Source organism: Pilimelia anulata, from assembly GCF_014647895.1.
GTDB lineage: Bacteria > Actinomycetota > Actinomycetes > Mycobacteriales > Micromonosporaceae > Pilimelia > Pilimelia anulata.
Genome location: NZ_BMQB01000010.1, coordinates 180387 through 204106, shown reverse-complemented (window position 1 = coordinate 204106; position 23720 = coordinate 180387). Strand labels below are relative to the sequence as shown.

General features: G+C 72.7%; 21 protein-coding genes, 2 tRNA genes and 1 pseudogene. 10 read left to right on the top strand and 14 right to left on the bottom strand.

The features are described 5' to 3' along the window. Nucleotides 1-46: 46 nt before the first annotated feature. Nucleotides 47-505 carry an IS3 family transposase gene (locus IEY94_RS20045; RefSeq protein WP_189171769.1) on the bottom strand — a complete coding sequence of 153 codons (459 nt, stop codon included), beginning with the start codon at nt 503-505 and terminating at the stop codon, nt 47-49. Next, on the bottom strand, nt 502-813 hold the full coding sequence (locus tag IEY94_RS20040) for a transposase (RefSeq protein WP_189171768.1): 312 nt from the start codon (nt 811-813) through the stop codon (nt 502-504). Before IEY94_RS20040 ends, IEY94_RS20045 begins: the two co-directional genes overlap by 4 nt. Nucleotides 814-919: 106 nt before the next feature. Here IEY94_RS20040 and IEY94_RS20035 point away from each other — a divergent pair, with 106 nt between their 5' ends. Beyond that, a complete protein-coding gene (locus IEY94_RS20035) occupies nt 920-1156 on the top strand; it encodes a hypothetical protein (RefSeq protein ID WP_189171767.1) in 237 nt (78 codons plus the stop codon). Between the two features lie 122 nt (nt 1157-1278). Here IEY94_RS20035 and IEY94_RS20030 read toward each other — a convergent pair whose 3' ends face one another. The 3 genes from IEY94_RS20030 to IEY94_RS23725 form a co-directional block, all read right to left on the bottom strand. After that, entirely contained in the window at nt 1279-2331 is a 1053-nt protein-coding gene (locus tag IEY94_RS20030) for a PDDEXK family nuclease (protein ID WP_189171766.1), read from the bottom strand. A 925-nt stretch (nt 2332-3256) separates the two neighbouring features. Beyond that, nucleotides 3257-3790, bottom strand: coding sequence for a transposase (locus IEY94_RS23730; protein WP_229784283.1), 534 nt, complete (start codon nt 3788-3790; stop codon nt 3257-3259). Further along, on the bottom strand, nt 3754-4065 hold the full coding sequence (locus IEY94_RS23725) for a transposase (RefSeq protein WP_229784282.1): 312 nt from the start codon (nt 4063-4065) through the stop codon (nt 3754-3756). Before IEY94_RS23725 ends, IEY94_RS23730 begins: the two co-directional genes overlap by 37 nt. 113 nt (nt 4066-4178) lie before the next feature. Here IEY94_RS23725 and IEY94_RS20020 point away from each other — a divergent pair. From IEY94_RS20020 to IEY94_RS20010, 3 genes and pseudogenes are all read left to right on the top strand, one after another. Beyond that, a pseudogene (locus tag IEY94_RS20020) lies at nt 4179-4982 on the top strand (NsdA family TPR-like regulatory protein); the annotation flags it as partial. A 182-nt stretch (nt 4983-5164) separates the two neighbouring features. Beyond that, complete coding sequence (locus IEY94_RS20015; protein WP_189171764.1) at nt 5165-5713, top strand: IS1096 element passenger TnpR family protein; 549 nt, start codon at nt 5165-5167, stop codon at nt 5711-5713. 414 nt (nt 5714-6127) lie between these two features. Continuing rightward, the gene (locus IEY94_RS20010; RefSeq protein WP_189171763.1) at nt 6128-6520 is read left to right on the top strand and encodes a hypothetical protein; all 393 of its coding nucleotides are present in this window, start codon (nt 6128-6130) and stop codon (nt 6518-6520) included. 108 nt (nt 6521-6628) lie between these two features. On the opposite strand, the gene IEY94_RS20005 is transcribed toward IEY94_RS20010, so the two are convergent. The 3 genes from IEY94_RS20005 to IEY94_RS19995 all read right to left on the bottom strand — a co-directional run bounded on the left by IEY94_RS20005 (nt 6629) and on the right by IEY94_RS19995 (nt 9231). Next, entirely contained in the window at nt 6629-7408 is a 780-nt protein-coding gene (locus IEY94_RS20005; protein ID WP_189171762.1) for an SDR family NAD(P)-dependent oxidoreductase, read from the bottom strand. 48 nt (nt 7409-7456) lie between these two features. Beyond that, a complete protein-coding gene (locus IEY94_RS20000) occupies nt 7457-9088 on the bottom strand; it encodes an AfsR/SARP family transcriptional regulator (protein ID WP_189171761.1) in 1632 nt (543 codons plus the stop codon). A gap of 70 nt (nt 9089-9158) precedes the next feature. Beyond that, nucleotides 9159-9231 (bottom strand) — tRNA-Lys (locus IEY94_RS19995). 209 nt (nt 9232-9440) lie between these two features. Between IEY94_RS19995 and IEY94_RS19990 the strand changes: the two genes are divergently transcribed. Together IEY94_RS19990 and IEY94_RS19985 are read left to right on the top strand one after the other, a co-directional pair. After that, nucleotides 9441-10700 carry a L,D-transpeptidase gene (locus tag IEY94_RS19990; RefSeq protein WP_189171760.1) on the top strand — a complete coding sequence of 420 codons (1260 nt, stop codon included), beginning with the start codon at nt 9441-9443 and terminating at the stop codon, nt 10698-10700. A 239-nt stretch (nt 10701-10939) separates the two neighbouring features. Next, nucleotides 10940-12115 carry a L,D-transpeptidase gene (locus IEY94_RS19985; RefSeq protein WP_229784275.1) on the top strand — a complete coding sequence of 392 codons (1176 nt, stop codon included), beginning with the start codon at nt 10940-10942 and terminating at the stop codon, nt 12113-12115. Nucleotides 12116-12169: 54 nt separating this feature from the next. Here the strand turns inward: IEY94_RS19985 and IEY94_RS19980 are convergent. The 6 genes from IEY94_RS19980 to IEY94_RS19955 form a co-directional block, all read right to left on the bottom strand. Continuing rightward, nucleotides 12170-12245: transfer RNA gene (locus IEY94_RS19980), tRNA-His, on the bottom strand. Nucleotides 12246-12351: 106 nt separating this feature from the next. Next, nucleotides 12352-12942, bottom strand: coding sequence for an oligoribonuclease (orn, locus tag IEY94_RS19975; protein WP_189171759.1), 591 nt, complete (start codon nt 12940-12942; stop codon nt 12352-12354). Between the two features lie 534 nt (nt 12943-13476). Further along, the gene (locus IEY94_RS19970) at nt 13477-17106 is read right to left on the bottom strand and encodes a hypothetical protein (protein WP_189171758.1); all 3630 of its coding nucleotides are present in this window, start codon (nt 17104-17106) and stop codon (nt 13477-13479) included. Nucleotides 17107-17225: 119 nt separating this feature from the next. Next, nucleotides 17226-17945, bottom strand: a complete 720-nt coding sequence (locus IEY94_RS19965; protein ID WP_189171757.1) for a YcnI family copper-binding membrane protein — start codon at nt 17943-17945, stop codon at nt 17226-17228. 20 nt (nt 17946-17965) lie between these two features. After that, nucleotides 17966-19657: a copper resistance CopC/CopD family protein gene (locus tag IEY94_RS19960; RefSeq protein ID WP_189171756.1), complete on the bottom strand. Its 1692-nt coding sequence runs from the start codon at nt 19655-19657 to the stop codon at nt 17966-17968. 49 nt (nt 19658-19706) lie between these two features. Then, a complete protein-coding gene (locus tag IEY94_RS19955) occupies nt 19707-20333 on the bottom strand; it encodes a zf-HC2 domain-containing protein (RefSeq protein ID WP_189171755.1) in 627 nt (208 codons plus the stop codon). 215 nt (nt 20334-20548) lie between these two features. Here IEY94_RS19955 and IEY94_RS19950 point away from each other — a divergent pair, with 215 nt between their 5' ends. The 4 genes from IEY94_RS19950 to IEY94_RS19935 all read left to right on the top strand — a co-directional run bounded on the left by IEY94_RS19950 (nt 20549) and on the right by IEY94_RS19935 (nt 23662). Beyond that, on the top strand, nt 20549-21124 hold the full coding sequence (locus tag IEY94_RS19950) for a sigma factor-like helix-turn-helix DNA-binding protein (protein WP_373291334.1): 576 nt from the start codon (nt 20549-20551) through the stop codon (nt 21122-21124). Between the two features lie 23 nt (nt 21125-21147). Next, nucleotides 21148-21690: a MauE/DoxX family redox-associated membrane protein gene (locus IEY94_RS19945; RefSeq protein WP_189171753.1), complete on the top strand. Its 543-nt coding sequence runs from the start codon at nt 21148-21150 to the stop codon at nt 21688-21690. Next, nucleotides 21687-22388: a DsbA family protein gene (locus tag IEY94_RS19940; RefSeq protein WP_189171752.1), complete on the top strand. Its 702-nt coding sequence runs from the start codon at nt 21687-21689 to the stop codon at nt 22386-22388. Before IEY94_RS19945 ends, IEY94_RS19940 begins: the two co-directional genes overlap by 4 nt. Before the next feature lie 194 nt (nt 22389-22582). Then, a complete protein-coding gene (locus IEY94_RS19935; protein WP_229784273.1) occupies nt 22583-23662 on the top strand; it encodes a hypothetical protein in 1080 nt (359 codons plus the stop codon). The last annotated feature ends 58 nt before the right edge of the window (nt 23663-23720 follow it).

Genomic DNA, 23720 nt, shown 5'->3' with positions numbered 1-23720 from the left:
AGGATGCCGGAACCAACCCCCGACTACCGGATTGCCCGTTCAACGTTCACAGATAAGGCACTAGCCAGAACACGCCTTGCCCGCACGGGATTCGGGTGGCACCGGCCACCCACAACCGGTTCGGCGCGGATGCGGTGAACTGCCGGTTGACCAGGTCGGGGGCTGGGACGGCTTTCGGGTCACGTTTGGTGTCCCCGCCGCGCCAGCCGCGACGCAGGAACGCCCCCTGCCAACCCTGACCGGCCATGAGTCGTTCCACCCGTTTGCGGCCCACGTAGATGCCGTCCCGGCGTAGCTGCTGGTGCACCCGGTCAACGCCGTAGGTGCGGCCGGACACGGTCCAGATGTCGTAGATGTTCGACAGCAGCCCCCGGTCGACCTCGGCCCGGTCGCACGGCCGCCGCTGCTGGTTGACCCATCCGTAGTAGGTCGAGGACTCGATGTTGAGGACCCGTAGCAGGAGCGCGACCGCGAACAGGTCACGGTGTTCGTCAACGAACCTCACGACCGCCGCCGGGTCGGGTCGTGCTCCCGGGCAAAATACGCCGAGGCCGCGCGCAGGATCTCGTTGATCCGGCGCAGCTCCATGTTCTCTTTCAGCAGCCGCCGGTTCTCCGCGACCATCTCGCTAGTCGGCCGATCGGCGCGGTCACCGCGGTCGGCTTCATCCTGCCGAATCCAGTTGCGCAGTGCTTCGTGGTGCACGCCCAACTGCTCGGCCAGGCGACGGACCACCGGCTTCGGATCCGACTCCCGATACAGACGCACCGCACGGGCACGCAACTCATCGGGGTACTTCTTCGGTGCTGGCACAGACGTTCCTCCCCACGGCCATCAGACCATGATCAGAAACCTCCATAGAACCGGGGGGACCTCACCGCTCAGGCTGCACGTCCACCTGGCGGCTGACCAACGAACGATGACCATGGAAGCTGCGGCGGTCGGCGTGCTGCGGACCGCTCTGCGCTCCGTCCCGCCGTCGGCGCACGCGTTGCCTGATCTGTTCGTGCTGACCTTACCGGGCGAGGCGTGGGCTTTCGCCGCCGTCTCGATCGCCGCACTGCCGGCCACGGGCGACTGGCGCGTCGGGCGCTGGGCCGCCCTGAACACCCTGCCACCGATCATGTGGGACAGCGAGAACCCCGGTCGACTCTGACCGGGGCCGACACCTGCACCTGCACCTGCACCGACTGGTCGACCCGAACACCGTGACCGCTCCCATCCTCGCCATGACCAGGAGATGACAGTCCCCTCGACCGAGCCGACGCACGCTCACGTTCAGTCTTGGGTGACGGGCTGGTAGCTGAAGCCTTCGGTGGGTGCCAGGGCCAGTAGGCGGTCAAGGATGGGCTCGGTGTTGGTTCCCCACATTTTGGACAGCACCCAGGTATGTCCGTCTTCGTGCAGCGGGACATCGAGGAACCAGTAGCCGAGGCGTTTGCGGGTGGCGGAGTACGTGGTCATGAAGGCGTGGGCCAGGTCATCACCATGGAGGGTTCCGTCCACGGGTAGGAAGCGGGACCGGGGTAGAACCTCGGCCAGTTGGTCGGCGGCTACGCCGGCTTGGTGCAGGGCGGTGACCATGGCAAGCACCGCGCGGCGTTTGCGCAGCGGTTCGGTGGACCCGGCCGGGGTGGTGATCTGGTAGGGGGTCCAATCGCGGCTATCCGTGGTCACCGCGCGGGCAGCGGTCTGCCGGCGGCGCAGCTGGACGGTGAGGTCGCCTGCCTCGGCCAAGGGGATGACCTGCTGAACATCCAATAGGAGCCGGTCGTCGACCTGGTACGGGGTTAGTCGCACACAGCGGATGTCCAGGCCATACACGTCGGTGAGCCACAGCACGGTGGTGGTGATCTCCCGGTCGAAACCGGCGGCCACGAGAACCACTCGGACCTCACGGCTGAGGATGGCTTCCTCCCCACCGACGTCGTCGAGCCAGTCAGCCAACCGGGTACGGGCTTCATCGGCAACGGCCGGCTCGATGCGGGCAAGGAACCGGCCGTAGTGCTCGGCCAAGTCGTCGAACGTCATCACCGAGACCATCGCGGCGTAGCGCAGCGCCTGGAGTTCCAGATGGCCGCCGTCGCTGGTGCGCTTGATCTCAATGACCACGAGCCGACCATCGCGGTCCACACCGAGCAGGTCGATACGGCGCCGCGAGTCAGTGAACGCACCGAACTCCTCCGCAACAACCAACACACCCTCGACGATCATGTCGATCCCGGCGCGCAGCAGCCGCTGCAGATCGGCACGCTCCAACACCCGAGCCTCGGCGAAGCTGGTCGACGGCACCTCCACCAACGCCTCAGCGGTCATCTCGAACAACGGCATGCCGCCATTGTCCCCACCCACCCCCACCGGGCACCGCATTTCACCCGCGTAGGAACGCACCGATCACCACCCCCGCACCACCCGCCACACCGATCAACCACCGACGGGCCACCACCGAACATGCCCGACCCCGACCACTCGGACGTGCCGATGAGCGGATGCTGAGACGGTTTCGAAATCGGTCTGACGTTAGTACCCATGCGCAGGATGTCGTCCCTACCGCGAAACCAAATCTGCTCGTATGGAAAATGCGGAGATCGGCCGGAATCCGTCGGTGGTCTCCCAGGGCGTGGCGCGGCACGGTGGCCGGGCGGGGATACCGGACGATGCCGCCGACGGGTTCGCGGTGACCGGCCGGCGGCGGCTGAAGGGGTATGCGGTCAATCGCGCACCACGGCTACAAGCAGTGGTCACCGAACTGTTGAAGTGTGGCTGGTCGCGGCGTTTGATCGCGGACCCAGCCGATGTCCACCTGGCGCAGCAGCTCATCGCGTTACATGCCGCCCGCGTTCGGGTTCGAGTTCGCGTCCGGCCTGGCGCCCCGCATCCACGAGCCCGCTACCTCGACGAACGTCCCGCCTAGATCGAAGACTGGCAGCCCCGCGCGCGGGCTGCCACACACCCCACCCAACAGTACGAACACGCCATAATGGCGTCGGCGACTTGGTCGATGGAAGGTCCGGCCATAGCCAGCGCGGGCGCCCCTCGTCGATCTCCTCTTGCCGCACTCGAAGTGATCCATCGGGGGCGATCGCAGTTACCCGTAGTCGACTTCGCCACAGTGGGCGATTAGGAGTTCTGAAGAGCGCTCCGGCCGTCAATTTGACAGACCCGCCTCATTCACTCGACAACGCAGGAGCCCGAGCCGAGAGCCTTCGGTTGGACAACCGTTTGGCGCCTGGGCCGCACCTTAGTAGGTGTTTCGTTATGGGTGCCGGTCGGGCCAGTCGAAACGGCGGTGTTGCTGGCGGTGGGCTGGGTGGCCGCGGGTGAGACGGCGGAGCATCTGGTTGATGGCGGCCCAGCGAATCATGGCCTCGGACACCTTGGTGGTGCGTTCGTAGTCGCGGGCCAGGCGGCGGTGGCCGGTGAGCCAGGCCAAGGTCCGCTCCACGACCCAGCGGCGGGCGTGGACCTGGAAGCCTCGCTGCCCGACAGGTGGCCGCACGATGTGCAGCCTCATCCGCAGCGTGTGGGCGCACCAGTCGACCAGGCGTCCGGCGAAGCCCTGGTCAGCGAACACGTACCGCATCGACGGTGCGGTGATGACCGCGGCGATCAGGGCTCCTTTGGCGCCGTCGCGGTCCTGCCACGACGCGGCCAACACCCAGGCGGTGACCAGCAGCCCGCAGGTGTCTGTGACGATGAACCGTTTGCGCCCGTTGATTCTCTTACCCGCGTCGTAGCCGCGCGAGTCCGCGCCTACGGTGTCAGCGCCCTTGACGCTCTGGGAGTCGATGATCCCGGCCGCGGGTGCGGGTCACGGCCAGCGGCCAATCGCAGTTCCTCGCGCAGCAGGTCCACAATCCGTTCGGTGACCCGGGCTGCCTCCCACCTGCGGAACTGCCCGTAGACGGTCTCCCACGGCGGGAAGTCCGCCGGCAACTGCCACCAGGACGCGCCGCCGCGCACCACGTACAAGATCGCGTCCACGACGTCGCGACGTGGCCACTTCGGCGGCCTACCCGGTTCCTTGATCAACGGGAGCATCGGCTCGATGATCTCCCACTGCACGTCGGTCAAGTCCGTCGGATACGTCGGCCGTCTGCCCATGCTCTACCAACCGAGCCGACCAGCACCAACCGCCGGACACGCCGTCTGACAGCCTTACGAAACACCTACTAAGTTACCTGTCCGAGTCACTGCTCCCGAGGTTGACTCAGGCGGCGGGGTCGGAGCGGACGGCGCTGGTGACCGCCGCCGCGCATCTGACTTCCAACACTGGCTGGATGAGTTACGACTGCGGTGGGTTCGGGTTAGCGCACGCGTACATGACCCAGGCGCTTCGGCTGTGCACCGAGAACAACGAGCGCGTTCTCGCCGGGCAGGTCTTCGCTGGGATGGCCCACCTGGCGGTGACCACCGGCCACGCCGCCGAGGCGGTGAATCTGGCCGAGGTCGGCCTGGCCACTACCGCGAGCGCCGGCAGCCCGTTGGGCGCTATGCGGTTGCACGCCATGCGGGCACGAGCGCACGCGGCGCTGGGTGAGTCGCGCGCCGCTGTCGCCGCTATCGGGAAGGCGCAGGAGGCCATCGCTCGCAGCGGCGCGCCCGAGGATCAGCCCCGTTGGGTGCGCTATCTCGATCAGGCGTACCTGACCGCGGAGATGGCGCACTGCTTCAGTGCCCTCGGTGATCGCCGCAACGCCGAACGCCATGCACGGGACGCCGTCGATGGCACCAGCGGCCGGGGACGAAGGCGCGCGCTGAGCCTCACGGTCCTGGCCACCGCTCAGCTCGCCGGCCGGGAACGTGACCTGGACGCCGCGGTCGGGACCGCGGATCAGGCCCTGGACCTCCTGCAGGAAGTGTCCAGCGCCCGCGGCGTCGCCGCCGTGCGGGCCTTTCAGGCCAGCCTTGCGCCGTACTCGGGTGAGGAGTCCGTGCGGCGGTTCACCGCCCGTGCCCGCGAGCTACGACCCGCAGCCTGAGAGGCCGGTCCGGGAGGCAGCCGGCACACCACGTCGCGGCCGGACACGACGATGGTGGCCCAGTCGGGGCGGCCTCGTGTCAGCGGCCTCGGCTTCTCTCCGTGGACGGCCAGATGGATTCCCCACCCACCGACCACGATAGGTAGGGTCGAGCGGCATCGGTGAGCGGCAGGAGAGCAGACGTGGCCCGGACCTGGCTGTCGATCAAGGTGGAGCTGGTGTCGGGTCGCGGGAACGACTACTGGCCCCGACCGGGGCGGATCATGGCCGCCGCGCGAAGCCACACGTTCGAGCAGCTCGCCGAGGCGATCGATGACGCATTCGCCCGGTGGGACCGCGCCCATCTGCACCTGTTCACGCTGGCGGACGGCACGCCGGTCAGCCCGCTGCACCTGTGGGACGGCGAGGCACCGGACGGCACACTCGACGGTCGTACCAGCAAGCTGAGCCGACTACGGCCGGGCGAACAGTTCGCGTACGTCTTCGACCTCGGCGACGACTGGGCGCACCTGTGCACCGTTGCCGAACAGCGCATCGATCCCCTCGATGAGCTTGGTGTCGTCCCGCAGGCGCCGATGCCGTTCTGGGGCTGGGGCGATATCCCCGATCAGTACGGCCGCGCCTGGGACGCAGACGACGGCGAAACACCGGCGCCGAAGCGGCCGGGTCGACCGCTGGCGGATCTTCCACCGATCCTGCCGTGGTGGGGCCCACAACGACAGGATCGGTAGACGCGTCGGTCGTCACGCTCTGTTCTCGGCTGGCCGCCTGTGGGGAATCCGCGTGGCCACGGTGGGGACCGTAGCTGGCCGTCAGTGAGATTTCACTGGCCACCAACAGCCTCGGCGATCGATTTCGACCAGCTCGACGACTGGCCCGTTGGGAAGATCCAACCCCGACCCGGTTCCACTCGGGTGGCGTGCGCTCGCCCGGGCCGTGGCGGCGCAGGGCAAGCGTCCCGTCACGTCGACCAGGATGGCGGCTGGCGGCTCACGTTTTACCTCCGTTGCTGGGCTGGTAGCCGATGATGATGCGGCGGGCATCACCCGACCGGGCTGCTACATAAAGGACAGTTACTCCGCGCGGTGTCGTCAGTAAGGTGGGAAGCGGATCACTTGTCTGCCACACGCCCCATAGGAGTTCATGTGAACCAGTCCCGACACCGTATTGTGCTGGCCACTTGCCTGGCCATCGCTGCGCCATTGACGGTCCCGGCAGCCGCTACAGCGGCCCCGCGGCAGTTGAATCCGCCAACGATCACTGCTGATGGTTTCGGGCCTGGACCGAAGCACAAGAAGGTCGGCGACACGGCGGAATTCACCATCGCCAAGGGTACTAGGGGCCGGCCTGACGCCTACATCTGGTCGCTCAACGGTGGGCCTGAGCACACCGAGCACGCGGGGGGTCTGAACCCAAGGGTTGAGTTCACGATCACGCTCACCAAGGCCGGTCAGAACACGATGGTGGCGTGGACGGTGCACGGCAGCGGGCGGAGTCCCCGCAGCAAGCCGTTCAAGTTTGTGGTTCACCGACGCTGAGCGCGGCGAATTCGCCTGAGGGTGGCCGGTCACATGCTGCGTGACCGGCCACCTTCCTGCTTGGCGAGAATCCCATCGGCCCTGACACACACCTGCGACAAAGGTCGGTCAGTAGCCGCGGGCGCTGGGGGCGTTCTGTGCGCCGTCTACCGGCAGGTTCACTCCGCTGACAGCCGCAGCAAGCGGACTGATCAGGAACGCGATCACCCGCGCCACCTCCGATGGATCCACCAACCGACCTTGCGGAAACTCGGCAACAAACTTGTCGAACTGCTCCGGGTCGCGCTGCCGCATCCGGTCCCAACCACCGCCGGGAATCAGCATCGAACCGGGGCTTACCGCGTTCACCCGCACTCCGTGCGGGGCGAGTTCCCTGCTCAATCCGGCAGCCATGTGGATCAACGCCGCCTTCGCCGCCGCGTACTGAGCCGGCGGTGACGGCTTCCAGCCCGAGATCGAGGCCACTAGGACAACCGACCCGCCGCCCCCGTTAGCGAGATGCGGCACCGCCGCCCTGGTCACCGTCGCGGCGTGGACGACGTTCAGATCGAGCGTGGTTGCCCAGTCGTCCGGTTCGCTGTCCAACAGGCTTCGCCCCACGTTGCCGCCCGCGTTGGCGACGACGCCCTGCAGGCCACCCAACGCGTCTGCGGCGTCGGCCACGAACCGCGCCAGCGCGCCGTGATCGGTGACATCGACCGCTCGGGAGAAGACCTCAACCTCGTGCGACTCGCGCATCGCCCGGCTGGCTTCCAGGAGTGCGCGCTCCTCGCGCGCGCAGATAGCGATCGGGCAGCCCTGCCCGGCGAGTAGCTCCGCGGTCGCCCGGCCCAATCCGCGACTCCCGCCGGTGACCAACATTGGGCGACCGCGCAGACCGAGATCCATGTCCGCAATGCTCCCACGTCGCGGTGGTCGCTGCGCCGGTGTGCGCTGCTATCCAGCGCGGCGGTGGGCCTGGAGTTGGCGGTGCAGCACGCGCCGCGTGGCTTCGCTGGGCTCGGCCATGCCGAGGTCGCTGAGGCGGTTCTCCAGGAGGGCGTAGGTGCGGCGGGCGAGGTCGGGGTGGTCTTGGCGTCCGTGGATGCGGATGAGCCGCTGGTACAGCTCCTCGTTGACGGGATCAGCGTCGATAGCCCGTTCCAGCACCGCGATGGCCTGCTCTGGTTCGTCGGCTTCGAGGATTTCGGCGATCCGGGTCAGGACGTTGAGGTGCTGGTGGCGGTGGGTGGTGGCTTGGTCGAGGGCCCAGGCGCGGTCGATGCCGGTGGCGAAGTCGCCGCGGTAGAGGTCGGCTGCTTGCTGTAGTGCCTGCAGGGCGGTGCGGTCGTCGGCGGCGTTGTTGGCGTCGGTGATGGCGGTGAGCATCTGCCAGAGGTCGACGCCGATGGTGTCGGGGTCGATGCGGTAGCGGCCGTTTTCGTGGATGACGAAGCCGCCCGACTCGGCTCTGCCGGTGGCGGTGCGTAGGACGCCGCGCAGGCTGTTGATGTCGGTGCGGACCCGCTTGGCGGCGTTGGCTGGCTCGATGTCGGGGTGTAGCGCGTCGGTCAGCTCGTCCAGGGTGCAGCCGTTGGGCCGTACGGCGAGCAGGGCGAGTAGGGCGTAGGAGCCGGACCGTACGCCGCTGGTGATCGGTCCGGCGTTGGTGGTGGCGAGGCTGGCCGGTCCCAGGACGTACAACTGCACCGGTGGGGCGGCATCGGGGCCGGGTACCGGAGCAGTGACGGCCGGGACCGGCGGTGCGGGCGGCGGGTCGGTTTCGAAGTCGGTGCCGTCTTCCGGGCCGGGCAGCGTCTCACCGGCGAGGTGGAAGACCGCAGCGAGGTCGTCGGCGGTCGTGGTCGCCCACCGTGCGGGCGCGGCCGGTCCGGGGCTGGGGTCGAGGCTGGTGCCGTCGGCGGCGATGGGGTAGGTGGTCATGGGGTCGCTGGCGCCGAGGATGACCGGGTGCAGGTGCAGGGTGTGCCGGTCGGCGGTGGCGGCCCGCAGTCTGGCGTCGTGGGCGGGGTCGGCGTCGAGGACCAGTACGTAGGGCGGGGTCGGCTCGTCCAGGTCGAAGCGGCGGTTGACGTCGGCGATGTCGATCGGCGGGTTGTGGGCGTGGATCGCGTGTTCGAGCTGCCGGCGTCGGGTGATGATCGAGGCTTCCAGGTCCGCGATGGCTGCCGCATTGTCGGCGAAGACGTGGAGGTGGTCGTCGTGGTCGAACACCTGCCGCCCGGCGGCGAGCTGGTGCGCGGCCCCGGCTGGCAGGAGCCTGGTCAGGGTGGCGCGGGTGGTGACGACCATTGGCTTGCGGAAGGTCGGATGGTCGTGGGGGTTGGTGGTCAGCGCGGCGGCGATGACCGCGCGGGCGGCGTTGTCCGCGCCGTCTCCGGTGAGGGCGGTGCCGTGGCCGGGGAGCTGGTAGAGGCTGATGTCGGTGCCGTCGGCGGCGACGGCGACCGGCATCGGCGTGGCCAGCAGCGCGGGGACAACCGCGGCCGTGGTGTCCCGGCCGGCGGTGGTGGGTGCGTGGTCGACCAGCGCCAGGCCGGCGTCGTCGGCCGACCGTCGATCACACAAGGATCCACATGTGACAAAAAACAGGCCCTGACCGTGGGAGTTTTCCCAGTTCAGGGCCTGTTCACATCTGTGCGCCGCCAGGGACTCGAACCCCGAACCCGCGGATTAAGAGTCCGCTGCTCTGCCAGTTGAGCTAGCGGCGCTCGCTGACAACGTCGGAAACCCTAACACGCCACCCGAACCCGGCCCCACTCGGTACGCGGTCACCGCTTGGCATCGATCGGGCGCGTCGACGGATCCCCGCGAACCGGCACATCCGAGAATATGCACGCAAACCCGGCACTCCCCCGCCGGCGGGCGAGCCGAACCGGGGCGGCGTCCGACCCGTGTGCAGTACCGGAAGGGCTAGAACATGATCCACCGACGGAGTCGGACGAGCGCGGGTGCGCTGCTCGTCGCCACCCTGCTGCTCTCGGGGTGCCGGGAGGGCGGCGGTACCGGCGTGGCCTTCACGCCTCCGAGCCCGAGCGTGGAGCCGCTCGCCGTGGTCGTCACCGCGCCGGCCGCGCGGGCCGTTGACGTGCCGATCAGTGCCGAGATCGGTACCAGGGTGGTCGGCGGGACCGTACGCAGCGTGCGGATGACCGACGACACCGGGCGGGTCGTCGCCGGGGCGCTGCGCCCCGAGGGCGGGACGTGGGTGCCGGGGGCGCCGCTGGCGTACGGCCGCACCTACACCGCGACCGTGACCGCCGCGGCGGGCGACGGGCGGACGGCGACCGCGCGGACGACCTTCAGCACCGCGAAGCGGGCCGGCGGGCAGGAGCTGGGCAGCGGGCTGTACCTGTTCAGCGGGAACACCTACGGGGTGGCGATGCCGGTGGTCGCCGAGTTCATCCCCGGTGTGCCGCAGCGGGACCGGGCCGCGGTGCAGCGGCGGCTGTTCGTCACCAGTGCGCCCGCGCAGCCCGGCGTGTGGCACTGGGTGGCGGACGGGTCGCAGGCGTTCTACCGGCCGCCGGCCTACTGGCGGCCGGGGACCACGCTGTCGGTGCGGCTCGGGCTGGCCGGGATGAAGCTGTCCAACGGGCGGTACGGCACCGTCGACCGGCGGGCCACCGTGCGGATCGGGCGGAAGCTGGAGCTGGCCGTCGACAACCGGACCAAGAAGCTCAGCGTGCGGCGGGACGGGCGGGTGGTCCGGACGATGGCCGTCAGCCTGGGCAAGCCGAGTACGCCCTCGTCCAGCGGGACGCTCGTGGTGATGGAGAAGGCCGCTTCGACGATCTTCGACACGATGGACGAGCTGCCGGCGGGCGAGGGGTACCGGACGCGGATCCAGTATGCGCAGCGGCTGACCTGGGGCGGGGAGTTCATCCACTCGGCGCCGTGGTCGGTCGGCGACCAGGGGTACCGGAACGTCTCGCACGGCTGCGTGAACCTCGCGCCCGGCAACGCCGCCTGGCTGTTCGGGCAGACCCTCGTCGGCGACCCGGTGGCCGTCCGCGGGACCGAGCGCAAGATCACGGACGGTAACGGGTGGACCGCGTGGGACCAGCCCTGGGCGCGGTACGTCCGGGGCAGCGCCCTTCCCATTCCGGACACCCTCCGGAAAGCTGACCGAAAGGATGACTCCCGAGACTCAATTCGGCCGGTTAGCCCCCGATTGTGACGGTGCGGGCCGGGTCGGTTCGGCCGCACCTCACCCGCACGGCATGTCAGTCCTGGCATGCGTGAGGCACCATGGTGCGCGGGGGCATCCGCCCCCGCAGCGTCACCGCCCCGCCCGGGCCGCCCGACCAGGGCCGCCCCCGCTGGGTTCGGCCGTGGATGGGTGAGGAGCCGATGCGCACCAGCGGGGTTCGGGGTGAATCGACCGGCGGACGTGGTCCGGCGCGGTCCGTCCGGCGCGTGGTCGCCGTGGCGCTGGTCGGCGTGCTCGCCGCCGGGCTCGCCGGCTGCCGGGGCAAGGGCGGCGAGGGCGGTACGGGGGCCGGCGACCCGGCCGTGCCGCAGGGGCCGCAGTTGGCGGCCGCGGTCACCGCGCCCGCGGCCGACGCCACGGACGTCCAGCCGATCATGGCGGTCAGCTTCACCACCGAACAGGCCGACAGGGCCGAGGTCGCGGTGGTCGACGGTACCGGGCGGGCCGTTCCGGGCAAGCTCACCGCGGACGGCAAGCGCTGGGTGCCCAGCGCGCCGCTGCGCTGGGGTACGAAGTACACCGCCACCGTGACCGCCACCGGCGCCGACGGCAAGACCGCGACCGCCGACTCCGCGTTCACCGTGATGCGGCAGCCCGCGACGCTGGTCAACGCCAGCAGCCACCTCGGCGACGGCGCGGTGGTCGGCGTGGGGATGCCGCTGATGATCCGGTTCGGCCGGGCCATCCCGGAGGCGCGGCGCGACGACGTGCAGCGCCGGATGACCGTGACCGCCAGCCCGGCCCAGGTCGGCACGTGGAGCTGGCAGGACGGCCAGAACGTGCACTACCGGCCCAAGGTCTACTGGAGGGCCGGCACCCGGGTCACGTACCGGGTGGCGACGCGCGGGCTGTCGCTGGGCGGCGGCTGGTACGGCGGCAACGACCTCAGCGTGCGGCTCACCATCGGCGCCTCGCTGATCATGACGGTCGACAACAAGACCAAGTCGATGACGGTGACCAAGAACGGCCGGGTCGTCCGCAAGATGCCGGTCAGCCTGGGCAAGCCGAAGACGCCGACGTCCACCGGCACGATGCTGATCATGGACAGGCTGCCGAAGACGGTGTTCGACACCCGGGACGAGCTGAGCCCGGACGAGGCGTACGTCACCAAGATCGACTGGGCGCAGCGGCTGACCTGGGGCGGCGAGTTCATCCACTCGGCGCCGTGGTCGGTGGCCGACCAGGGCAAGCGCAACGTGTCCCACGGCTGCGTCAACCTGTCGCCGGCGAACGCGAAGTGGCTGTTCGACCAGACGAAGATCGGCGACGTGGTGACGATCCGGGGTACCGAGGTGCGACTCCAGCAGGGCAACGGCTGGACGGACTGGAACACGAGCTGGGCGGAGTACGCGAAGGGCAGCGCGCTGCCGGTCGCGGGCTGATTGCCGTACGCAAAAAATGTGGCCGGCCCCTCGGGGACCGGCCACATTTCTCGTTGGGGTGATCGACGGGACTTGAACCCGCGGCCCCCGGGACCACAACCCGGTGCTCTACCAGCTGAGCTACGACCACCATGTGCCACTGACATCACCATGTGCCACTGACGTGCGCCCGCGCACGCGGCGTTGGCGACGACCCATCATAGCGGCCGGGGGCGGGCGCCCGCCGACCGGGATGGCTACAGGTCGGCGGCGATCGCCTTCGCGGCGGTGACGTCCGGGCCGGGGAGCGGGACGAAGATCGTCCGGCGGTAGTACTCCAGCTCGCGGATGCTCTCCCGGATGTCGGCCAGCGCGCGGTGGGCCAGGCCCTTGGGGGGCTGGCCGAAGTAGACCCGGGGGTACCAGCGCCGGCACAGCTCCTTGATCGAGGACACGTCGATCATGCGGTAGTGCAGGTGGGCGTCCAGCAGGGGCATGTCCCGGGCGATGAAGCCGCGGTCCGTGGCGATCGAGTTGCCGCACAGCGGCGCCGTGCGCGGGTCGGGGACGTGGGCGGTGATGTACTCGAGGATCATCCGCTCGGCCTTCTCCATGCTGACCGTCGACTCGCGGACCTCGTCGGTGAGCCCGGACCGGGCGTGCATGTCCCGGACGACGTCGGGCATCGCGGCGAGCTTGGCCTCCTCCGCCGAGATCACCACGTCCACGCCGTCGCCGAGGACGTTGAGGTCCGGGTCGGTCACCAGCGCCGCCACCTCGATGAGCGCGTCGGCACGCAGGTCCAGCCCGGTCATCTCACAGTCGATCCAGACAAGAAGATCAGCCACGGCGTTAGCCTACTCAGCCACGCGCTGACGCACGTAACGTTACCGATCGGGCACGCAAAACAGTGGGGCCGCGAGGCCGCAGCCAGGGCAAACACTCCCGGGACGGGCACGGTTGTCGATCGAGAGCGTGGCGTGTATCACAGCCACGCTCGATTGGACAGGTCTGTTCGGTCGACATCGCGTGGGCTATCGTCTGCGTTAACCGGACTTTCCCGGACAGGTACACCATCCGTCACGGTGGTGTCACTCGGGTTGCCCGGCGTACCTTGGACTTTCCGGCACACCGTTCCCCCGGTGAAGCGACCCACGCTACGGCAGACGCGCGGGTCGCTGAACGCCAACGGCCGGCTGCACCCGGCACTCCGCGACGGCAGACGCGGAGGGTGCGGCCACCGTGCGGCGCAGTGGCCCTCGCGACGGCAGACGCGGGGGCCACAGCCGTGTCCGGGCCCTTTCCGACCCCCGGTGACGGCTTCCTCCGCTCCACCCCTCCGCTCGGCTCGCGTCGCGGTCTCCTCGGCTCGGCCGCCCGGCTCAGCTCTTGTCGTCCCCGGCGGCCGGGGTGCCCTCGGCGGTCCGGGTGTCCTTCGCGCTCGGGCTGTCCCCGGCGGACGGGCTGTCCCCGGCGGTCGGGGTGTCCTTGGCGGTCGGGCGCTTGCGCTGGCGCTTGCTCTTGGCCGCCGCCTTGCCGGGGCCCATCAGCTCGGCGACGGCGGCCAGGGCGGCGGCGGTGTCCGGCGGGAGGCCGCCGGCGCGGCGGGCGGGAGCGGGCGGGCGGCGCTGGGCCGCGGGCGCGGTTGGCGCTGCGTCCGCGGTGGCGGTCAGCGTGTCGGCGGCGGGCGCCGCGCCGGGGCCGCCACCGATGGCGACGGGGCCGGTGGTGGCGGGCCCGGTCGTGGTGGGCTTGGTCGTGGTGGGCTTGGTCGTGGTGGGTGGGATGGCCGTGGCCAGGGCGGTCGGGATCGGTGCGGCGTCGGCGGCCGGTGCGGCGGTCGCGCCGCGGTCGGTCGCCGAGGGCTGGGCCGCCGCCGGGGCGAGCGGGTGGTCGTCCGATCGGGTACGGCGGGGTGGCGGGGCCTGGGCCGGCGCGGGCTGGGCGGGTGCGGGCTGGGCCGGTGCCGGTCCGGGCGAAGCCGGCTGGGCCGGCGGTGCTTGGGTCGGCGGTCCTTGGGCCGGTGCCGGCTGGGTCGGGGCGGGCTGGGTCGGGGCGGGCTGGGTCGGTGCCGACTGGGTCGGTGCCGGCTGGGTCGGTGCCGACTGGGTCGGTGCCGACTGGGTCGGTGCCGGCTGGAGCGTGGGTCGAGGGGCGCTGGCCCGGGTCGGTGCGGGGTCGTCCGCGGTGGCGGGTGCCGGCGGCGCCGGGTGGTCCGTACCGGCCGTGGGCGTGGGTGCCGGGTGGTCGGCGGGGGCCGACCGCTCGGCGCCGGGCTGGCGGGGGGCCGGTCGGGGAGCTGCCTCGGCGGCGTCGTCCGGGAACTCCGGAGCTTCCCGCGGCGCCGTGGCATCCCGCGGCCCTGCGGCGCCCGGGGATTCCGTGGCGTCCCGCGGCGCCGTGACCTGCTGGGACTCGGCGGCTTGCCGTGGCCCTGCCGCGTCCGGGAGTGCCGGCTCCGGGTCGTACGCGTGGACGGCGGCCGGCCCGTCGATGTGCCATTCCTCGGCAGCGGACTCCTCGGCGGCCGGGGCGGCCACGCTCGGCTCCCCCACGCCCGCCCCCCGGTCGACGGCGTGGCCGATCAGAGCGTCGGCGGACGGCCCGTCGGCGCGCACGGTGTCGGCGCGCGGGAACTCGGCGCCCGCGGGGTCGGTGTAGGTGCTGACGATGCCGGCGTTCGGGACCTCGTCGAAGGAGTCGAAGCGGTCCGCCGGTGCTCGGGTGGGGTCGTGGGCGGGGTCCGGGGCGAGGAGGGCGAACTCCTCCGCGTGGCGCTGGGAGCCGACGGCGCTCAGGGCGGCCGCGGCCAGCGGCGGGTCGTCGGCCTCGATGGTGACGGCGTAGGCGCTCAGCGGGGTGTCGAGGTCGAGCGGCGAACCCGCGGACGGCAGGTGGGACTCCACTGCCGAGTCCCCGTGGGTCGGTGCATCGTCGACGGCTTCGGTCACCGTGACCGACACCGCGTCGGCGGATGCCGTGGTGCCCGCGGCGGCGATCTCCGCCGGCGACTCCGGCGCCGGCGATTCGACGGCCGGGAACGGATCGACGGCCGCCGGGAGCGGTCGAGTGGACGGCACTTGCTCGCTAGCCGTCAACGGTGCGTCGGCCGCGAGCGGTTCGGGCTCGGTGGCTGCCGTGGGCCGGGTGGCGACCGCGGGTTCGGTGGCGTCGGCCGCGGTGGCACCGACGGGACTCGTGTCGGTCAGCGGGGACGGAGCGTGGTCTGTCGCGTCGTCCGGGTGGTCGGTCGTTGTCGGCGCGGGCACGGGGGATGCCGCCGTGGGCACGGTGTCTGCCGGCTCGTCGACGTCCGCGGCAGTGCCCGTGGGCGTCGGTGCCGTCGATCCAGCGGGAGCGCCGGCAGCCGCCGGGGCGTCCTCGACGCGATCCCGCCGCGGCTCGTCCGCAGCGGTGATCGCGTCCTGGCGCGACGGGACCGGGACAAGGGAGCGGTCGGCGTTGCTGCTTGCGGCCGGTTCGCCGGTGGCGCTCGCGGACCGGTCCGCCGTGGACCCCTCCCGGTCCGCCACCCGCATCGCCGCGACCCCGTCGCCGTCGGCGCGCTCCCCCGTCGCCGCGGCAGTCCCGACGGCGGCCGGCGAACCCCCGGACACCGACTCGGCCGAGGCGGGCGCCGCGGCATCGGATGCCGACCCCTCGGCCCCCACGCCGCCCTCGGCCACCACACCGCCATCGATTTCCACGCCGCCGGCGCGTGCGGGTACCGCGACGGGTTCCTCATGCGAACGGACCGGCGCGGATTCGTCATGCGAGGGACCCGACGCGGGCGTCTCGTCCTGCTCCGGGCCCGGACGCCCGCCGGGAGCCGCCGCGCCGCCACCGGGAACAGTCTCGCCACCGGGAACAGTCTCGCCGCCGGGAACAGTCTCGCCGCCGGGAACAGTCTCGCCAGCGGGGACCGGCCGCGCCGGCGCAGTGCCCTCGTCCGACGGGGCGGCGTCAATGGCGGTCGCCCCGCCCCCGGCGCTCACCGCGCCGTCCGGCCCTGCCGATGCCGCCTCGCCCCCTGCCGGCGCCGACTCGCTGCCCGCCGCCGGGCGACCCGGCTCACTGTCGCCGGCACCGCGCCGCGGCGCCGGCACACTCTCGGCGACGTCGTCCGCGCGCACGACGTCCGCGGCGGCACCCGCACGCGCCCCGGTCGTGCTGCCGGCACCGGTCGCGGTACCGCCGCGCCGGGCCGGCTCGGTGGCCGGGCGCGGGGCGGCGACGACAGTGGTCGTGCTGGTGTCCGCGGGTGGGGGCAGGCGGCGCAGCGACTCGCCCGCCGGCAGTGGGATGCCGAGCTGCGCGGCGATCTCCGGTACCTGCGCCGGGTCCACCACGTACACGACCTCGCGCGGCTTCGGCGGCCACGCCAGCAGCAGGACGCCGAATGCCAGCAACGCCAGCCCGAGCACCGCCAGTCCCCAGGCGGTCGAGTCGAGCCAGCCGGGGCGCAGTTCGGCGGTGAGCGAGATGTACTTCGGCAGGCCGCCGTCCGGGGCCATCACGACCAGCGACAGCGCGCGGCCGCGGCCGGCCGCGGGGGTCAGGTCCAGGGTGCCCGTACCGGTGCTGGCCCAGAACTGCTGGGCGCTCGGCGGCGCGACGGGCACCGCGGCGCCGGCCACGTAGTTGACCCGGGCGGGGAGTTCGCCGCGGGCGAGCCGGACCTCGGTCAGCCTGGTGTGCCGGACCGGGCCGAGGTAGTCCGCCGCCTGGCGGTCGGTGGTGAGGCCGACGAAGGCGGGGCCGGTGGCCGTGCGGGCGACGATCCGCAGCTTCGTCTGCTCGGCCCGGGCGAACGGGGCCCGCGCGGCGAGCAACGCGTCGAGGTCGGGGACGAGCAGGGCGTACCCCGCGGTCTCGATCCGTTCGACGGGGGCCGTGAAGGCGCCGCCGGGGCCGCGGTGGCCGCCGAGGGCGAGCAGTCCCGCTCCGCCCAGCGCGATCGGTACCCCGATCAGCAGCAGCAGAATCCCCGTGATCGTACGCCACACCCGCATCGCCACTTCCCCCCTGTAGCACGTACAGAGCGGAACATACAGCCCTAAACCGGGCTATCGACCCCAAACAGCACAGTACCCCTCTCCCGGTTTCGGGAGAGGGGTACCGGTGAGCGTCGTCAGGCGGAGCGGGTGCCGCTGCGCTTGAGCGCCAGCGCGCCCAGCGCGACGCCGACCAGGGCCAGCACCAGACCGGCGATGGCGAGGCCGAGCGCGGCGCCGTTCGAGCCGGACTTGTCGTGGTCGCCGGCCTCGGTCGTACCGCCCTCGCCGTGCTCGTCGGCTCCCTCGGGGGCCGCGGCCAGCTTGAGCACCGGAGCCGGGTTCTCCGGCTCCTCGCCGCCGGCCGGGGTCTCCTGGATCCAGCGGGAGATCGTGCCGTCGGAGTACGTCTGCACCGCCTTGAACACGAGCTGGTCGGCGTGCGGCAGCGGGCCCAGCGAGATCGGGAACTCCTGGAACTGTCCCGGCTTGATGCCGCCGGTCGCCGGCGCGGTCCAGGTGATCTTGGAGACGACCTCCTTGACCTCCGAGCCGTGGGCCGAGACCGGCTTGCTCGGGGCGCCCTTGACCACGGCGGCGACCCAGCCGGCCACCGGCTCGTACGACACCGAGGCGAGCGGCTGGTCGGTCGGGAAGCTGACCTCCAGCTTGATCGTGCTGGCGGTCGGGCTCTCGTTCGGCACCCGGACCGCTGCTCTGGCGAACCCGCCCTGGACCGCCTTCTCGGCGTTGATGGTCACGTGCGCGGCGGCCGGCGCGGCGACGATGAGCAGGGCGCCAGCGGTCGCCGCGACCGACAGGAGCGCCGCGGGGAGGGCGGAGCGGAGACGGAGCATGGACTTCCCTTTCCTCGATATCACGAGATCGGCACCGTGATCGTCACGGATGCCTCGTCGATGTCGGACGTGCGTACGGTGAAGCGCAGCTTCCACTGCCCCGCGGTGGGCGGCGCAAACTGACCGCTCGCGTGGTTGTCCGTGAGCTTGACCAGTGGGATGCCGACCTCCTCCACGCCCGCCGACGGCAGCGTCGCCGTCGCTCGCCATTCGACCACCGACTGCGCGCGGCCGTCGGCGGTATAGGCGTACACATGCATGTCGTTCGGGCCGATCCGGGCGGGGTTGACGTCGACCTGGAGCGTGTACAGCTTGGTCTCGACCGTGCCGCTGAACGGCAGGCCCGCGCCCAGCTCGCCCTGCGCGCTCGCGCTGCGGGCCGGGGCCGTCTGGACCAGGACCGAGGACACGGCGAGCACGACCACGGTCGCCGCCACCTCGGCGAGCACCACCCGGCGCAGCCGGCCGGGCGCGGCCGCGGTGTCGGCGCGGTCGGTGAGCCGGCGGGCGTACGTCGCGGCGCCCATCAGGGCGAGGAACAGGCCGATCTTGACCAGCAGGAGCTGCCCGTACGCGGTGCCGAACAGGCCGTCCAGCGTGTTGACCTCGATCAGCCCCTGGACCGTGCCGCTGAGCACGATCGCGCCGACGGCCAGCATCGCCCAGCGGGACCAGATCGGCAGGATCGCGCCCAGCTCGACGTCGTTGGCCAGCCGCAGCAGGTACCCGAACAGCAGCACCAGGCCGCCGATCCACACCGCCGCCCCGGCGACGTGGAAGCCGTCGGCGACCACCGACACCGCCGGCACCGGCGAGGCGGCGGCGTGCCCGGCGATCCCCCAGGTGCCCAGGCCGACCATGGCCAGCACGACGGTCGGGATCGCGTCCAGCTTCGAGGCCCGCCCGGCCAGGATCGGCGGCAGCAGGAAGGCGATGGCGGCGAGCACGCCGAGCCGGATCAGGTACCCGGTGCCGAACTCGCTGCCGAGCACCTGCTCGAGGTCGGCGACGGTGATCCCGAACAGGCCGCGGCCGGCGGCGTACGGGGCCTGGAAGAGCAGGCCGAGCAGCGTGCCGAGGGCGAGCAGGCCGAGGCCGCCCCAGGCCAGCCGGATGGGCTGGCGGCGGTCCAGCCGCTGCGGCCAGAGCAGGCCGAGCACCAGGGTCGCGCCGACGGCCAGCGCCGCGCCCGCGTACCCGAGGAACTTCGCCAGCGACACCGCCCCGCGCACCCACGGGTCGACCCGCTCGGCGGTCTCGCCGAGCTTCGGCGGGTTCGCCGAGGGGGCGCCGACGCTGTACGTGAAGCCGCCGGGCACCGGGTGGCTGTCGGCGGAGACGATCCGGTACGAGACGAGGTAGGTGCCGTTCGGCGCGTCCGGGCGCAGCGGGATCGTGACCCGGGCGCCCTCGCCGCGGGCGGCGTCGGCGTCGTACCGGCCGCCGTCCGGCCCGATCACCCGCATCTTCTCCGGGACGATCGTGACCGGCTCGCTGAACTCCAGTACGACCTGCGTCGGCGCCGTCGGGACGACCGAGCCCGCCTTGGGGTTCGTGGCGACGAGCGCGGCGTGCGCGGCCGCCGGTACGGCGGGCAGCAGCACCGCGGCACCGGCGACGGCGAGCGCGCCGAGCAGCCCGGCGAGCCGCGCCGCCCACCGGGCGGCGGGGCGGTGCGCGGCCGGACGGGGCGGCCGAATGGTCTGTCTCATTCCGTCATGCTCTCCGATCGGCGCGCCGGCGCAAGCAGCGCGGCGCCCTTTACACGGTCACGGCGCGCCGCGCCGCCCCGGCCGGGGCGCGATCGGCGCGGCCCAGCGCCCACAGCAGCAGGGCCTGGACCACCGTGACGACGTGCCCGACCTCGTGCCACGGCACCGCCGCCGAGCGGACCACGTCGACCAGGCTCGTCGCCGCGAGGCAGACGGCCAGGACCAGGGCGACGGGCAGGACGGCGCGCACCCGCTGCGGGCGCCAGGCGGCCAGCGCGAAGCCGACGGCCAGCGCCACGTCGAACGAGGCCATCTCCCGACTGGTGTGCAGGTCGCCGGTGACGTTCGCGCCGGCGACCAGCGCCGGCAGGGCCACCACGAGCTGCCCGAACGCGGCCACCGCGACGGCCAGCCGGAGGATCTGCCGCCAGCCGGGCAGCGGGCTGACCGACCGGGCGGCCGCGTCGGCCGCCACGGCGGCCAGCACGGGTGCGGTCAGGTCCGGTACGGCCGTCGACTGCAACCGGACCAGACGGGTGACCCGCTGCGCCTCGACCAGCCATGCGGCGCAGCCGGGGCAGGCGGCGAGGTGCGCGTCGAGCGCGCCCGTGGGCTGCCCGTCGGGCGCGCCGTCGAGGCGGGCCGACAGGCCCTCCCGGATACGTCCACAGCTCATGGGTGGGTAGTCGTCGCCGCCCGGCGAAAAGTTCCCGCGGTACCGGGGGCTTCCAAACCCGGCCCGGCCGCGTACCCTCGACAGCCATGGTCCCCTGGCGTCGGCCCACCGCTGGCCCCTCCCCCGCCGGCCCCCTGGCCGAGTCCGGCGACGGGGTGGCCGCCGTCGGCGTGCCCGCCGCCCGCCGGCCCGGCTCCGGCGGCGCCGCGCTGCGGCTGCGCGAGCAGGCCGCCGGCGCCGCGCCCGAGCCGGAGCCCGGCGCGCTCGACCCGGCGACCGAGTGGGCGCTGACCGCGCGCGACGGCGACCCGGTGGCGCAGGCGGCGTTCGTCCGGGCCACCCAGGCCGAGGTGTGGCGGTTCGTCGCGGCGCTGATCGACCCGGGCGCGGCCGACGACCTGACCCAGGAGACGTACCTGCGGGCGTTCCGCGCGCTGCCCGACTTCGCCGGGCGGTCCACCGCCCGGACCTGGCTGCTCGGCATCGCCCGGCGCACCTGCGCCGACCACCTGCGCACGGTGATCCGCCGGCGGCGGCTGTTCGACCGGCTCGTCGGCGCGGCCGCCACGAGCGTGCCGGTGCCGGACCCGGCCGCCGGGCACAGCGCCGCCGACCTGCTGCGCCGACTGCCCGAGGACCGGCGCAGCGCGTTCGCGCTGACCCAGCTCCTCGGCCTCTCGTACGCCGAGGCCGCGGCCGTGGAGGACGTACCGGTGGGTACGATCCGGTCGCGGGTGGCCCGGGCCCGGATGGACCTGGTCGCCGCCCACGCCGACGCCATCGCGAGCTGATTCACACTCACTCCGGGGAACCAATGACCGCGCCCGAACGACCCACCGGTGTGCCCACCCATCGATCGCGCTGGACGACAGCGCAACCCTGGCTGACCGTCGCGGTCCGGCTCGGCCTCGCCGCCGTCTGGCTGGTCGCCGGCGGCGCGAAGGTCGGCGACCTCGCGCACTCCGGCCGCGTGGTCAACGCGTACAAGATCATGTCGTACGACGCGGCGAAGATCGTCGGCGCCGTGCTGCCGTTCGTCGAGCTGGCGCTCGGCGCGCTGCTGCTCGCCGGGCTCGCCGTCCGGCTGGCCGGCGGGCTGTCGATCGGTCTGCTCGGCGCCTTCATCGCCGGCATCGTGCAGGCGTGGGCCAGGGGCCTGTCCATCGACTGCGGCTGCTTCGGCGGCGGCGGGGAGCTGGGTGCCGGCGAGTCGCCGACGTACCTGCTCGACCTCCTGCGCGACCTCGGCTTCGTGCTCCTCGCGGGATTCCTCCTGACGTGGCCGCGCGGCTGGCTGGCGGTGGACAACTGGCTCCGCGATGATCCACAACTGCCGACCCGACAGGAGATTCGATGAGCAAGCGACCCGCGAACAAGGCCATGGCCGCCACCCTGGCGGCGGAGCGACGCAGACAACGGACGTTCTGGGCCTCGCTGATCGCGGTGGCCGTGCTGCTCGTGGCCGGCATCATCGGGTACGGCATCTACGCCAGCCACGAGTCCGGCGAGGTGCGCATCCCCAAGGGCACCGCCGCCGGCGACGACACCGGGCTCGCGCAGGGCACCGGCAAGGCGAAGGTCGACCTGTACCTGGACTACCTGTGCCCCGTGTGCAAGCAGTTCGAGGACAGCGTCGGCCCGACGCTGGACGGGCTGGTGCAGCAGAACAAGGCCACGCTGATCGTCCACCCGGTCGCGTTCCTGGACCGGCTCAGCAACGGCACCGAGTTCTCGACCCGCGCCTCGGCGGCCGCCGCCTGCGCCGCGGACGGGGGCAAGTTCCCCGAGTTCAACCGGGCCCTGTTCGCCCGCCAGCCGGGCGAGAACACCCCCGGCCTGCCGAACGAGACGATCATCGAGATCGGCAAGGGCGTCGGCCTGGGCGACGACTTCGCGTCCTGCGTGGACGAGCGCACGTACCGGGGCTGGGCGAGCCACGTCACCGACGGCGCCTCGGAGCGCGGCGTGACCGGCACGCCGACGGTCCTGGTCAACGGCACCAAGGTGGACAACGACCCGGCGAAGATCACCGCCGCGGTCACGGCCGCGCAGTGAGGCCCGGGCCGGGCGGCGCCGCGCCGACCCGGCCGGGGCACGACCACCCGCCCGCCGGGGCGGCGCCCGCACCGGCGCCGCCCCGCCCGGCCGGTGTCGGGCGCATGGTCGGCGCCGGGCCCGCGGTCCGTGCCGGGCGCACGGTCCGTGCCGGGTGCATGGTCCGTGCCGGGCGCATGGTCCGTGCCGGGCGCATGGTGGCGGTGGTCGGGGCGGCGGCGGTGGCCGGGGCGCTGACCGTGCCGGTACCGGCGCTCGCTCACTCCGACGAGGCGCCCGGCGGCTCCGACCAGCGGGTCCGGGTGCTCGCGGTCAGCCCGGCGCTGCCGGGCGTCACGGTGATCCCGATCGAGGCCGGCGCCCGGCTCCAGCTCACCAACTCCGGCGGCGCGACCGTCGAGGTGCGCGGCGACGCCGGCGAGCCGTACCTACAGGTGCGGCCCGACGGCACGTACGAGAACAGCCGGTCCCCGAGCACGTACCGCAACCGCACCCTCGTCGGCGCCCCGATCCCGCCGGACGCCGACGCGAGCGCCGCCCCGCAGTGGCGGCGCATCGGCACCCGGCCCGTCGCCCGCTGGCACGACGCCCGCGCGGCCTGGCCGGCGGACGCCGCGCGCACCGGCCCGCCGCGGGCCTGGTCGGTGCCGCTGACCGCGGACGGGGCGGTGGCGGCAGTCACCGGTACGACCACCCCCGAGACGCCGCCGAGCGCCCCGAACTGGTGGCTGCTGACGCTCGTCGGGGTCGGCCTGGTCGCGCTGCTCGGCCTGGTCGGCGCGCCGGGCACGAGCGGCGCCCGCCGCTGGTACGGGCGGGCGGCCGGCGCCGGGCTGGCGGCGCTCGCGGCGGCCGGCGGCGGGATCGCCCTCTGGTACGCGCTGGCCCGCGAGTGGGACGCCGGCGCCGGTACGGTCGGCGAGTTGCTGGCCGCGCTGGCCCGGGCCCAGGTGTGGCCGATCCTGACCGCGCTGGGCGCGCTCGCCGCCGCGGGGTACGCGCTGGCGCGGCGGCCGGCGGCGGACTTCGCGCTGGCGCTGTCCGGGGCGTGCCTGGGGCTGTTCCCCGGGGTGGCGAACGCGGCGGTGTTCGCCCGGGCGGTGCCGCCGGCGGCGTGCTCGGGGCTGACGGCGCGGGTGACGGTCGCGGCGGTGACGGCGATCGGGCTGGGGCTCGCGGTGGCGGGTGCGCTGCGGCTGCGGACGGCCATCGCGGCGGTACCGCGCGCCCCGGCGGTACCTGCTTCAGCCGCCGACCCGGCCGCTGCCGGCTGACGGCGCGGCGGGCGCGGAGATCCTCCGACGCGAGGGTGACCGTCCTGATCGGGATGTC